The organism is Stenotrophomonas sp. PS02298 (assembly GCF_029959445.1).
Classification (GTDB): Bacteria; Pseudomonadota; Gammaproteobacteria; order Xanthomonadales; family Xanthomonadaceae; genus Stenotrophomonas.
In genome coordinates this window covers 1-13,530 of sequence record NZ_JASCOR010000122.1, presented here as the reverse complement: position 1 = coordinate 13,530, position 13,530 = coordinate 1, and the positions used below count along the sequence as shown (strand labels likewise).

At 60.1% G+C, this 13,530-nt stretch carries 10 protein-coding genes and 1 pseudogene; 10 read left to right on the top strand and 1 reads right to left on the bottom strand.

Translation table 11 applies throughout. The features are described from left to right. Positions 1-131: 131 nt before the first annotated feature. On the bottom strand, positions 132-1,610 hold the full coding sequence (locus QMX78_RS15860; protein ID WP_282271294.1) for a SulP family inorganic anion transporter: 1,479 nt from the start codon (positions 1,608-1,610) through the stop codon (positions 132-134). 398 nt (positions 1,611-2,008) lie between these two features. Between QMX78_RS15860 and QMX78_RS15855 the strand changes: the two genes are divergently transcribed. The 10 genes and pseudogenes from QMX78_RS15855 to QMX78_RS15810 form a co-directional block, all read left to right on the top strand. Then, positions 2,009-3,169: an IS30 family transposase gene (locus tag QMX78_RS15855; RefSeq protein ID WP_197639857.1), complete on the top strand. Its 1,161-nt coding sequence runs from the start codon at positions 2,009-2,011 to the stop codon at positions 3,167-3,169. Between the two features lie 160 nt (positions 3,170-3,329). Then, a complete protein-coding gene (locus QMX78_RS15850; RefSeq protein ID WP_197639859.1) occupies positions 3,330-3,695 on the top strand; it encodes a hypothetical protein in 366 nt (121 codons plus the stop codon). 88 nt (positions 3,696-3,783) lie between these two features. Next, positions 3,784-5,034, top strand: coding sequence for a TolC family protein (locus QMX78_RS15845; protein ID WP_197639861.1), 1,251 nt, complete (start codon positions 3,784-3,786; stop codon positions 5,032-5,034). Continuing rightward, entirely contained in the window at positions 5,031-6,266 is a 1,236-nt protein-coding gene (locus QMX78_RS15840; protein WP_197639863.1) for an efflux RND transporter periplasmic adaptor subunit, read from the top strand. Before QMX78_RS15845 ends, QMX78_RS15840 begins: the two co-directional genes overlap by 4 nt. Positions 6,267-6,275: 9 nt before the next feature. Continuing rightward, positions 6,276-9,407, top strand: coding sequence for a CusA/CzcA family heavy metal efflux RND transporter (locus QMX78_RS15835; protein ID WP_197639865.1), 3,132 nt, complete (start codon positions 6,276-6,278; stop codon positions 9,405-9,407). After that, positions 9,404-10,135, top strand: coding sequence for a HupE/UreJ family protein (locus QMX78_RS15830; RefSeq protein ID WP_057505029.1), 732 nt, complete (start codon positions 9,404-9,406; stop codon positions 10,133-10,135). The genes QMX78_RS15835 and QMX78_RS15830 overlap by 4 nt, the downstream gene beginning before the upstream one ends. Before the next feature lie 13 nt (positions 10,136-10,148). Beyond that, positions 10,149-10,790: a hypothetical protein gene (locus tag QMX78_RS15825; RefSeq protein ID WP_197639867.1), complete on the top strand. Its 642-nt coding sequence runs from the start codon at positions 10,149-10,151 to the stop codon at positions 10,788-10,790. 59 nt (positions 10,791-10,849) lie between these two features. Then, positions 10,850-11,098: a hypothetical protein gene (locus tag QMX78_RS15820; RefSeq protein WP_197639873.1), complete on the top strand. Its 249-nt coding sequence runs from the start codon at positions 10,850-10,852 to the stop codon at positions 11,096-11,098. A 74-nt stretch (positions 11,099-11,172) separates the two neighbouring features. Beyond that, positions 11,173-12,507, top strand: a complete 1,335-nt coding sequence (locus QMX78_RS15815) for an MFS transporter (RefSeq protein ID WP_282271279.1) — start codon at positions 11,173-11,175, stop codon at positions 12,505-12,507. Between the two features lie 120 nt (positions 12,508-12,627). Continuing rightward, positions 12,628-13,430 (top strand): annotated as a pseudogene (locus QMX78_RS15810) (IS3 family transposase); the annotation flags it as partial. Positions 13,431-13,530: the final 100 nt, after the last annotated feature.

Below are 13,530 nucleotides of genomic sequence, written 5' to 3'. Positions count from 1 at the left end.
GAACAGAACATTCAGCGTACGAATATCATCGCAACCATTTATCTAGAATGATCGAAGTATTACCGTCCCATATGTCAGTTCGATGACTGCCGGAAGGGACGCGGGCACCTTTCGGTGCCCGCTTCGCTCATTCAATGGCCCGACGACAGCGCGGCGCCTGGAGTACGGTGCTTCCCTAGGCGGTCAACCAAGGTCTCACTTGCATCGTTGAGACCGAACACTTCAACGGTCGCGCCGTGCTCGCGCAGCTTCATCACTACCCTGTCGAGCGCATCAACGGCCGTGAGGTCCCAAAAGTGGGCATCCTTCAGATCGATTTTGACGTTCTTGGGGACATCCAGATAGTTGAAGCTGCTCACGAACTGTCCAGCAGACGCAAAGAACACCTGCCCCTTCACCACGTAGACGCGCGAGTCGGTGTCGACCTGAGTGTCGTCAATGATCAGCATCTTGCCGACCTTGCGGGTGAAGAACACCGCCGACAGGACCACGCCTGTCAGCACGCCCTTAGCAAGGTCGTGGGTAGCCACGGTCACGATGACGGTGCCAATCATCACGACTGAAGAGCTCTTGGGATGAATGGCCAGTTCGCGCAGTGAGCGCCAGTTGAAGGTGCCGATGCTGACCATGATCATCACCGCGACCAGCGCGGCCATCGGGATCTGACTCACCAGGTTTGACCCATAAACAACCAGCAAAAGCAGAACCACGCCGGCCACCAGGCACGAGAGGCGGCCCCGGCCACCGGACGTGATGTTGATCACTGACTGGCCGATCATTGCACAGCCCGCCATGCCCCCGAAGAAGCCCGTTACGGTGTTAGCCAAGCCTTGGCCCGCACATTCGCGATTCTTCTGACTGGGGGTATCGGTCATGTCCTCGACGATCTGCGCGGTCATCAGCGATTCCAACAGGCCAACGACCGCCAGTGTCGCCGATACCGGCAGCAGGATCTGGAGTGTTTCCCAGGTAAATGGCACGTCCGGAATCAGGAACGAAGGCAGGCTGTCAGGCAACGCGCCCATGTCGCCGACGGTGCGCACCTCGAAGCCAAAGTACATGGAGGCGGCCGTGAGAACCACGATCGCCACCAATGCCGAAGGAACGGCTTTGGTCAACAGCGGCAGCAGGTAGATGATTGCCAGACCCACAGCACAGATCGCGTACACCATCCACGGCATATCGATGAGCTCGGGAAGCTGTGCCATGAAGATCAGAATCGCCAGCGCGTTCACAAAACCGGTCACCACCGAGCGCGACACAAAGCGCATCAGGGAGCCCAAGCGCAGGGCGCCGGCCAGCATCTGCAGCACGCCAGCCAGGATGGTGGCGGCAAACAAATATTGGATGCCGTGCTCACGCACCAGCGTGACCATCAGTAGCGCCATGGCGCCGGTCGCAGCCGAGATCATGCCAGGGCGACCACCGGCGATGGCGGTGATGACGGCGATGCAGAAAGAGGCATACAAACCCACCTTGGGGTCGACGCCAGCGATGATGGAAAAGGCGATCGCCTCGGGAATCAGTGCCAGCGCAACGACGATGCCCGACAGCAGGTCACCACGGATATTACCGAGCCATTGCTGGCGCAGGGTATAAATTACGGACATGTGAAATGATCTCCGCGCACAGCCGTGCGCGCCAAACGAAATAAACAGGCACCCTTCCAGACCTAAGAGTCTGGATCGCTTCTTCAATCAAGCGTCAGGGTGGAGTCATCGCTGGCCGATCCGTTCGGTATTTGACACCCAATTGTATACCGATAGATGGCCTAAGGGGAAATGCGGAGTCATCGCTGTCCCGGCACAGTGTCAACGGTAGCTTGCAGATCCCATTTTCAGGCAAGGTCGACAAGCTGGCAGGCAGATGGTCAGCTCGCATCGAGCTGAGACCGAATCGCCAAGGATGAAGTAGGCATGCGCCGCGGTCCCTACGTCCGCTATCGGCCGCGGATTCATATGATCGATGCAACACACGGACAGCTGCATAGGCAGCAGGAGTGTTGCGGATGAATCGCAGGAAGAGGATCTACTACACGGACACCCAGAAGTCGCTGATGTGGGATCGCTGGCAGCAGGGCGAGTCCTTGCACCAGATCGCGTCCCTGTTTGACCGTCACCATAGCTCAGTGCGGAATATCCTGGCCGAGCATGGCGGCATTCGTCCGCCGGTGCGGCGACGATCTCCGAGGGCGCTGAGCCTGGCCGAACGCGAGGAAATCTCCCGCGGTCTGGCGGCGGGATGGTCGATCCGTGCGATCGCCACATCGCTGGGGCGGGCGCCTTCCACGATCAGTCGGGAGATCGGGCGTAACGAAGGCCGTGAAGGCTACCGCGCCAGCCAAGCCGACCATGCCGCCTGGGACCGGGCGCAACGCCCCAAGCCCTGTAAGCTTGCGTTGCATCGAGCCTTGGCTGCTCGCGTGGCAGAGAAGATCCAGCGGCAGTGGTCGCCTGAGCAGGTGGCCGGCTGGCTCAAGCGCACCTATCCCGATGATGCGAGCCGTCAGGTGTCCCACGAGACGATCTATCGCACGCTCTACATCCAATCGCGCGGAGCCTTGAAACAGGAACTGCTCGCGCATCTGAGGCGCACGCGGGCGATGCGTCGTTCGCGACACCACACCCAGAAGACAGAGAACCACGGCCGGATTACCGACACCGTTTCGATCAGCGAGCGGCCGGCCAATGCCGAAGATCGGGCTGTGCCTGGGCATTGGGAGGGCGATCTGCTGTTCGGTGATCGGAACAGCCAAATCGCTACGTTGGTGGAGCGACAGACCCGCTACCTGATGCTGGTGAAGGTGGCAGGCAAGGACACCGAGACCGTGGTCAACGCGCTGATCAAGAACGCACGTCGCCTGCCGAGGCAGCTGTACCGGTCGCTGACTTGGGATCGAGGCAAGGAGATGGCAGAACACCGCCGCTTCACCCTGGCCACCGACATCCAAGTTTACTTCTGCGACCCGCACCATCCTTGGCAACGCGGCAGCAATGAGAACACCAACGGCCTACTGCGGCAGTACTTCCCCAAGGGCATCAGTCTTGCCGATGTCACGCAGGCGAAGCTGGATGCAGTGGCACGACAGCTCAATGAACGGCCACGCAAGACGCTGGGCTACGAAACACCAGCAGAGCGATATCGACAAACTGTTGCGTCGATCGGTTGAATCCAAGGCCAGAAGCGGACACCCGGCCTACCCCCGATAAACATTCCTAAACACTTCCATGTCCGTCCCAGTAGCCGAGGAAATGAGAGAGCCTTCGGCAGGGTGCCTGCTCCAACTTAGGTATCGACAAAGGCCTCTAAAGCCATTTACGCTACCCGCAATGCTCCGCATCTCCGCCAACTCCAATCTGCTCAGGGTCAGCCTCTTTGCGCTGCTGGCTTTGGCTTCGTTGGTGCGTCCGATGTTGAACCTGGTGGGTGACTTGCACTCCACAGAGCATGCGGTTGTGGCGGCTGCTGAGCATGGGCACCACCACCCCGGCGATCACCATTCGGATTCCGATCGTGAGCATGCCAAGGGCTCGCACGCCCTGCTTCACTCTGCTGATGCCAACGGCGCAGTCAGCCTCTGGAACAACAGTCATTGGGCGCCCTCTGTCGCGCCCGAGACCTCGGTTCCTGCCCTCGACGTCCATTGGCGTCCTTCGCAACAACCCTCCAGTCCCTTCAGACCTCCCATCGTTTGACGAATCCGGCCGCCTTGTAGCGGCCTGACAGTGCTGGCCGCAGTTTGTGGCTGGCTGCGCTATTCGTCGAACAATCGGAGAAGATTCCGTGAATTTGCGTTGCATGTGGGTACTGACTCTGGTCGGTACCTGCAGCGTTGCCCCGTGCGGCTTCGCTGCTGAACCTTTGCGCCTAGAGGAAGCCGTTGCCCGCGCTCTCCAGGCAAATCCCACAATCCAAGCCGAAGCCGCCCGCCTGGAGGCGGTACGTAATCGTGCAAACCGAGAGGCCCTTCCCGCTCCCTATGTAGTGGGAGCCGATTTCGAAAACGTTGCCGGTACCGGCGGGCTGAGCGGTGTTGACTCAGCTGAAACCACCTTGCGCATCGGACGCGTCCTTGAGCTGGGTGAGAAGCGTGATGCCCGCACCGCATTGGGGGATGCCGAGATCAACCTTCAGCGAGGCGCTGAAGGCGTGGCCAGACTCGACATCACCAATAGCACCACGCAGCGATTCATCCAGGCCGCTGTCGCGCAGGAGCATGTGGAGCACGCCGAAGAGCGGGTTCGCCACGCGAACAGTACGCGTCGAGAAGTTGCCAGGTGGGTGCAGGCAGCACGTAATCCGGACTCCGACCTTCGGGCCGCTGAGATTACGTTGGCCGATGCCGAACTGAAGCACGAGCAGGCACTTCAAGCCCTCCAGGGCGCCAAGGCACGTCTTGCTGCCAGCTGGGGTGCCCTCACCCCGGACTTCGATACCGTTGTCGCGGATCTGGACACCCTGCCCCCACTCGCGGATTTCGGAACCTTAGCCGGCCGCCTGCCGCAAACACCGCAACAGCGTCTTGCGCAGCTCGAAACAGCGTCTATTGCGGCTCGTCGTCGGATTGCGGTTGCGAGTGGCAAGCCTGATGTGAACGTCAGTCTTGGCGTTCGTCGTTTGGAAGCTACAGGTGATCAGGGGCTGGTGATGTCCTTTTCCCTGCCACTTGGAAGCCAACGCCGCGCGTCCTACTCCGTCGCTGAAGCCGATGCGGATCTGGCCGCTGTGCATGCTCGCGCCCAAGCCACCGGTTTGGAACAACGCCAGCAATTGTTCGATCGCTATCAGTTGATGCAGCAAGCCCGCTCGGAAGTGGAAGCGCTTCGCGCCCGGATGCTACCCAAAGCGCAGGAGGCGATCAGCCTGACGCGTCGTGGCTTTGAAGCCGGTCGGTTCTCATTCCTGGCGCTTGCGCAAGCCGAGAAGACCCTGTTCGACCTGCGCGAACGCGAGGTCGAAGCGGCTGCTCGCTACTACACCCTTCTGGTCGAGGTTGAACGCCTGACCGCTCAATTTCCGGATGCCTCCCAATGAAGCGTTTTGCATTCCTGATCCTGCTACCGCTGATGCTCGCCGCTTGTGGTGAGAAGCCGAGCACTGAACCTGCTGCAGAGGAAGGCTCGGCAGCTGCCGACGCCGACTATGAGCGCGGCCCGCATCGTGGCCGAATGCTGCGCGATGGCAACGTCGCCATCGAGGTGACGGTGTACGAAACCAACACGCCGCCGCACTTCCGTCTGTATGCCTACCGGGACGATAAACCGATCGCCGCGAGTGAGGTGACCGCCAGCATGGAGGTCACGCGACTCGATGGGGAGGTCAACGCCTTCGACTTCAAGGCGGAGAAAGACTATCTGGCGGCGAGTACCGAGGTCGTGGAGCCGCATTCGTTCGACGTGAAGGTCAATGCCACGCTCGGCGGTAAAGCCCATAACTGGACCTACGCGTCCTATGAAGGTCGAACCACCATTGATCATCAGGCGGCAAAGGATGCTGGCGTTGTCATTGAGACCTCTGGGCCGGCGACGATTCGCGACACTGTTCAATTGATGGGAACGGTCTCGTTGAATGAGAACCGTCTTGCTGCAATCAAAGCAAGGTTCCCGGGAATCGTTCGTGCGGTGCAGGTTCAAGTGGGCGACCGTGTTGCACGCGGGCAAACACTGGCGACGATCGAAAGCAACGAGAGCATGCGTACCTACGCCGTGACCGCGCCGTTCGATGGCGTCGTGCTGGTGCGTACAACCAACGTGGGCGATGTGGCTGCCGACAACACCTTGATCGAAATAGCCAACCTGGGCGAAGTATGGGTGGATCTGCGGGCCATCGGCACCGATGCCGAACGCTTGGCAGCCGGCCAGGCAGTAAAGGTTCGCTCGGCGACCGGCGAGACGACCGTGGAATCCTCGATTGCTTCGCTGCTGCCGGTGGCATCCAGCGGTCAGAGCGTGGTCGCTCGCGTGAGTCTTCCCAATCCGGATGGCCGTTGGCGACCAGGAATGACGGTCGCAGCCGAGGTGACGTTGTCTTCCGAAGAAGTGCCACTTGCAGTGAAGGAGTCCGGCCTGCAGCGATTCCGCGATTTCACGGTCGTGTTCGCGCAGGTGAAGGACACCTACGAGGTTCGCATGCTTGAGCTGGGTCGCAGGGATGGCGAGTACGTGGAGGTACTTGGCGGACTGAAGCCCGGGACACCGTACGTCGCAGAGCAAAGCTACCTGATCCGCGCAGACATCGAAAAGTCTGGCGCCAGCCACGACCACTAAGGAACGGCCATGCTCGAAAGAATCATACGAGCGTCGATCGCTCACAGATGGCTGGTGCTACTCCTTGTGCTTGGGCTGTGTGGCCTTGGCATCTGGAACTACAACCGGCTCCCCATTGATGCCGTGCCAGACATCACCAACGTCCAGGTGCAGGTCAACACCGAAGCACCCGGCTACTCGCCATTGGAGGCAGAACAGCGCGTCACGTTCCCGGTTGAAACAGCATTGGCCGGTCTGGCCAAGCTTGAGTACACCCGTTCGGTTTCCCGCTACGGTCTTTCCCAGGTTACGGTGGTGTTCGAGGACGGAACGGATATCTACTTCGCTCGTCAGCAGGTTGCCGAACGCCTGCAACAGGCGGCCTCTGCCCTGCCCTCTGGCCTGAAGCCTTCGCTGGGACCGGTTGCCACCGGCCTGGGCGAAATCTTCATGTACACGGTCGAAGCGGAGCCCGGTGCAGAAGACACCTGGACACCCATGGCACTGCGCACGCTGCAGGACTGGGTCGTCCGCCCGCAGATGCGCCACCTCAAGGGAGTCACCGAGGTCAACACCGTTGGCGGGTATGTTCGCCAATTCCACGTCACCCCTGACCCTTCGAAGCTTCAGGCCTACGGTCTGACCATGCAGGACGTTCTTGATGCGGTAGACCGCAGCAATGCCAACGTCGGTGCCGGCTACATCGAACGATCAGGCGAGCAGTACCTGATCCGTGTGCCTGGCCAGGTGGCGGACATCGCCGGGCTTCGGAAAATTGTGGTGGCCACACGCGACGGACTTCCGTTGCGCGTGGGCGATGTTGCCGAAGTGCTTGAGGGCAGCGAACTGCGTACGGGTGCCGCTACCAAGGATGGCAAGGAAGTGGTGCTTGGCACCGTGTTCATGCTGATCGGGGAAAACAGCCGGGAGGTCGCACAGCGCAGCGCTGCAAAGCTCAAGGAAATTGACAAGACGCTGCCTGAAGGGGTTCGTGTACACGCGGTATACGACCGCACTGAACTGGTTGACCGCACCATCGAAACCGTTCGCAAGAACCTGCTGGAAGGTGCCCTGCTTGTCATCGCCGTGCTGTTCCTGCTGCTGGGGAACTTGCGCGCAGCGTTGATCACTGCCGCGGTGATCCCGTTGACCATGTTGTTGACGATCAGCGGGATGGTGCAAAACCGCGTCTCAGCAAACCTGATGAGCCTGGGTGCGTTGGACTTTGGCCTGATCGTTGATGGTGCAGTAATCATCGTGGAGAACTGCTTGCGTCGTTTTGGCGAGCAACAGCATGCTTTGGGACGCCTGCTCACCCGCCAAGAGCGATTTGAGTTGGCCGCCAGTGCGAGCGCTGAAGTGATCAAGCCAAGCCTGTTCGGCTTGTTCATCATCGCCGCCGTCTACATCCCGATCTTCGCCCTGTCCGGGGTGGAAGGAAAGATGTTCCACCCGATGGCGTTGACGGTGGTCATCGCGTTGACCGGAGCGATGGCGCTATCGCTGACGTTCGTGCCGGCGGCAGTGGCCCAGTTCGTGACCGGGAAGGTCTCGGAGAAGGAAACCCGAGCGATGCGTGCGGTAAGCCGTTTCTACGGTCCTTTGCTGGACAAGGTCATGTCTGCACGCAAGTTGGTGGTGGCGGCTGCCGTTGTTCTCATTGTTCTTTCTGGCGCGCTAGCGACCCGTCTGGGCACTGAGTTCATCCCGAACCTGGATGAGGGTGATATCGCGCTGCATGCCCTACGTATTCCAGGCACGAGCCTCACCCAAGCGATTGGCATGCAGCGGCAACTGGAAGCTCGGATCAAGGAGTTCCCTGAGGTTGATGAAGTTGTAGCCAAGATCGGTACCGCCGAGGTGGCCACCGATCCGATGCCGCCTTCGGTGGCTGACACCTTCATCATGTTGAAGGACCGCAGCAAATGGCCAAACCCACGCAAACCCAAAGCTGAACTCATTGCCGAGCTGGAAAAGGCCGTGCGCGCCATTCCCGGCAACAACTATGAGTTCACGCAGCCGGTTCAGATGCGTATGAACGAGCTCATCGCGGGTGTTCGCGCCGAGGTAGCGATCAAGCTGTATGGCGATGATCTGGATCAGCTGGCAGCAATCGGTGGGCAGATCGAGAAGGTTGCCAGCAGCATCAAGGGCAATGCCGACGTGAAGCTGGAACAAGTCACCGGCCTGCCGCTGATGACCATCACGCCTGATCTCGATGCCTTGGCCCGCTATGGCGTATCGATCGACTCAGTGCAGAAGACGATCTCCATGGCTTTGGGCGGCGAAACAGCCGGCCAAGTGTTCGAGGGGGATCGCCGCTTCGACATCGTGGTTCGCCTGCCCGAGAGCATGCGCGAAAACCCGAGGACCTTGGCTTCACTTCCCGTCGCATTGCCAGCAAACGAGGGAGTGGCCCGGGGCTATGTCCCACTGGGGCAACTGGCCAAGGTGGAAGTCGCCCCAGGTCCGAACCAAGTTAGTCGCGAGAACGGCAAGCGACGTGTGGTCATCACCAGCAATGTTCGCGGACGTGATCTTGGCTCCTTCGTGGAGGAGCTGCGCGCGCGCGTGGGTACGGAGGTGGCGATGCCGGAGGGCTACTGGGTGGAGTATGGCGGCACGTTCGAGCAGCTGATCTCTGCCAGCAAGCGCCTTTCGGTCGTGCTTCCGGTCGTGCTGGTGCTCATCTTCGGCCTGCTGTTCATGGCCTTCGGCTCAGGCAAGGATGCCGCGATCGTCTTCAGCGGTGTGCCATTGGCACTCACAGGCGGCGTACTGGCACTGGCAATGCGGGGAATCCCGCTATCCATCTCCGCGGGCGTTGGCTTCATCGCTCTATCGGGCGTCGCGGTGCTTAACGGTCTGGTGATGATCAGCTTCATCAAGAAGCTACGCGAGGACGGTGCCTCTCTCGAACACGCCGTCCATGAGGGGGCGATAACGCGCCTGCGACCGGTGCTGATGACCGCGCTGGTGGCGAGCCTTGGCTTCCTGCCCATGGCCCTCAACGTGGGTGCCGGCGCAGAAGTGCAGCGCCCGCTCGCCACAGTCGTTATCGGCGGAATCGTGTCATCCACGTTGCTGACCCTGCTGGTGCTACCGGCGCTCTACCGCCTCATCCATCGCGATGGGGACCTCAAGAACACGGAGCGCGCATGAGCGCTCCTTCAATTCCGAAAGTAAAGGAGAGTTTCTTGCGTAACATCAAGCTACCTGCGGCAGCACTCGCAGGCCTTGCGCTGCTGACCACAACAGCAGCTGCGGTGGCCCATGGCGTCAGCGAGGGAGACGCCGCGTTCCTCGAAGAGAGTTCCGGCCGGAATCTGCTCGCGTTCACCTATCTGGGTGCCAAGCACATGTTCACCGGGTACGACCACATCCTGTTCCTGCTGGGGGTGGTGTTCTTCCTGTACCGCATGAAGGACGTTGGCATCTACGTCACGTTGTTCGCCATCGGCCACAGCATCACGCTGCTGCTCGGCGTGCTGGGCGGCTTCCACGTCAATCCGTACATCGTGGACGCCATCATCGGTTTGTCTGTTGTCTATAAGGCGCTGGACAACATGGGTGCCTTCCGCCGTTGGTTCGGTTTTCAGCCCAACACCAAGGCCGCGGTGATGATTTTTGGTTTGTTCCACGGTCTTGGCCTTGCTACCAAGCTCCAGGACTTCTCACTGTCCCCGGAAGGCCTCGTCGCCAACATGTTGGCATTCAACGTCGGCGTGGAGATCGGCCAGCTTCTTGCTCTGGCGTTCATCCTGATCGTCATGGGTTTCTGGCGCCGCTCGCCGATGTTTGCCCGTCAAGCCTTTGGTGCCAACGCCGTGTTGATGACCGCTGGCTTCCTGCTCATCGGCTACCAGCTCACCGGTTACTTCGTTTCCTGATCGAGATAATTCAATGTCCATTACTGCAAATCAGCCTCTTCCCAGCACCGGCCGTCTGGTCCGCGCCACCTTCATCGCCGCAGCCGTGGCATCTGTACTACTGGTCACTACCGTCATGCCTGCCGAGTACGGCATTGACCCGACCGGTGTCGGTCGGGCGTTGGGCCTGACCGAGCTGGCCGAGACTACTGAGGACAGTGCGCCAGGTGCCGCGGCTCCGGTCACGGGTTCCAACAACCAGGCAAACCAGACGTTGGCCGAAAAAGCCAAAGCCGCTTTTGGTGAGAACAAGGGGCAGACGCTCGATGCCGCTGCAAACTCACTTTCTGCAGGTCCAATGCGTACGGACACGCTTACCGTGACATTGGAGCCGGGCAAGGGCGCCGAAGTAAAAGCACATCTCAAGCAGGGTGCCGGCGCTGTCTATCGCTGGAAAGCCACCGGTGACGTGGCGGTGGACATGCACGGTGAGCGCCCGGACGTTAAGGGCGCTTGGACCCGTTATTCAGTCGAAGCCGCGCAGAGCCAAGCCGAAGGCACGTTCATTGCCCCCTTCGATGGGACGCACGGCTGGTACTGGCAGAACCGTGGCACCACACCGGTGGACGTTTCGGTCGAAGTCGTCGGTTTCCAGGCTGACCTGTATCGTCCTTGATCTCCCCACACTTGATCCCAACCCGCGGTGTGTACACCGCATTTTCCGGAGTGTTACCCATGAAGATCCGCAATGTTCTCGTAGCTTGCTTCCTCGCAGCAGCCTCCACCTCCGGAGCTGCAGTCGCGCATGACCCTGCCCTGCATGAGCCCACCCCGGCTCCCGCAGCAGTAGTGAAGAAGCCTAAGCCCACCACCTGCGAGCAGTTGGCTGATACATCCAAGTACGACGTCAATCTCAATGACTCGGCCACCAAGGCGCTGAAGACCTCCTGCGATGCTCAGAAGGCGGGTACGGCGAAGAAGTAATCTGTTTGAAAGAGCGAGCGGGACCCAACTGGTCCCGCTCTATCTCCTTGCATGCACTTCTCGAGATTCCTTCCATGATCGACGTTCTGAAGAACTCAAGCTTCCGGAACCTGTTTGCCGCCCAGGTCGTAGCTCTGGTGGGCACGGGTCTGGCGACGGTTGCATTGGCCCTGCTGGCCTACGACCTGGCCGGTGCCGAAGCTGGCGCCGTGCTCGGGACAGCACTGGCGATCAAGATGATCGTCTATGTGACACTTGCCCCAGTCTCAGCGGCCGTAGTGCCTCCAGCATTGCGAAAGACAGCCTTGATCGCACTTGACCTGGCCCGAGCCGCGGCTGCTCTTACCCTGCCGTTCGTCACAGAAATCTGGCAGGTGTACATCCTGATTGCGCTGTTGCAATCTGCCTCCGCATGTTTCACTCCCCTTTTCCAGTCACTCATTCCAGAGATTCTCAAGGATGAGAAGGACTACACCAAGGCACTATCGCTCTCCCGCTTGGCGTATGACCTTGAAAGTCTATTGAGTCCTGCGTTGGCTGCGGCGTTGCTTACTCTGATCAGCTTCCATGGTTTATTTGCTGGGACTTCTGTTGGCTTCGTGCTCTCCGCGGTACTAGTTTTCTCAACCGCCTTTCCTCTGATCGCCGACAAGCGAGGAAATGAGGGGCCGTACACGCGAGCCATTCGAGGAATGCACATCTACCTGCGCACACCGCGTCTGCGTGGTCTGCTGGCACTGAACCTGGTCGCTGCTGCGGGCGGATCGTTGGTTTTCGTCAACACGGTGGTTGTGGTGCGTAGCGTCCTTCAAGGTGGTGAGCGTGAAGTCGCCTGGGCGCTGGCTGCTTTTGGTATCGGATCGATGGCCATCGCCATGCTTCTGCCGAGGCTTCTGGACAAGGTTTCAGATCGACGAGTCATGCTCACGGCTGCCGGATTGATGTGCGCGGTGCTGGCCTGCCTTCTGGGAATCTGGATTGGACTGAATGGAGCCGTCAATTGGCTTGTGGTCATACCAAGCTGGGTACTTCTCGGAGTGGCTTACGCGGGGCTGGTCACCCCCGGAGGTCGCTTGCTTCGCCGTTCCGCTGATTCCGCAGATCTACCATTTTTGTTCGCTGCGCAATTTTCGCTGTCGCATATTTGCTGGCTGATTGCTTATCCGCTTGCAGGCATGGTCGGTGCGAAATGGGGAATGCCGATAGCCATAGGTGCGCTGGCTTGTCTAGCCATCGTCGGCTTCGCGGCGGCATGGCGCTCATGGCCAAAAGCAGATCCTGAAGAAATCGAGCATGGCCACGACAATTTGCCTAGCGACCATCCGCACTGCGCCGAACATGCAGTAGTGGCAGGGAGGCACTCGCATCGCTTCGTCATTGATGACTTGCACACCCGATGGCCGCATTGATCCACTCCATTCATAGAACCCTGACTAGGTCGAGTAGGAGAGTTTCAGTCGCCGACGTCCCCCCGATTTTGAGTAGCGCGGTGATTTGGAGTTCAATCCCCAACGAGACGGAGATTGGACATGAAGAAGCGCTTTTCCGAAGAACAGATCATCGGCTTCCTGCGTGAGGTAGAGGCCGGCATGGCGGTGAAAGAGCTGTGCCGCCGACACGGGTTTAGTGAGGCGTCCTACTACCTGTGGCGCAGCAAGTTCGGCGGCATGAGTGTGCCGGAGGCCAAGCGGCTCAAGGATCTGGAGGCGGAGAATGCCCGGCTGAAGAAGCTGCTGTCCGAGCAGTTGCTGGAGAACGACGTCATCAAGGACGCCCTGCAAAAAAAGTGGTGAGCGCACCGGCGCGCAGGACGCTGGTGCGGCATTTGATGGAGCGCGGGCTCACAGAGAGGCGGGCACTGGCCGTGGTACGGATGAGCGCCAGCGCACTGCGCTATGCCCCGCGCCCCGATCGCAATATCGAACTTCGCGAGCGGATCCTGGCGCTGGCACAGCGACACAAGCGCTACGGCGTGGGGATGATCTACCTGAAGCTGCGGCAGGAACAGTGGCCGGTGAATTACAAGCGGGTGGAACGCTTGTATCAGGAGGCTAAGTTGCAGGTGCGTCGGCGCAAGCGGAAGAGAGTGCTGCTGGGCGAGCGCCAACCGTTGCTGCGGCCGGAGGCAGCCAATCAGGTCTGGTCAATGGACTTCGTGTTCGATCGTACCGCCGAGGGTCGTGTAATCAAGGCGCTGACTATCGTCGACGATGCCACGCATGAGGCGGTAGCGATTGAGGTGGAGCGGGCGATCTCCGGCTACGGCGTGGCACGGGTGCTGGACCGGCTGGCACTGACCCGAGGCCTGCCGCAGGTGATCCGGACCGACAACGTGCTAACTCTGGAGTCAAGCTAAAGTTGATGGCGAGTCGACGCACAGGTCCCATTAGCACCTGTTCTTCTATGGCCGCATGCAACTTCGCACAAAGTCC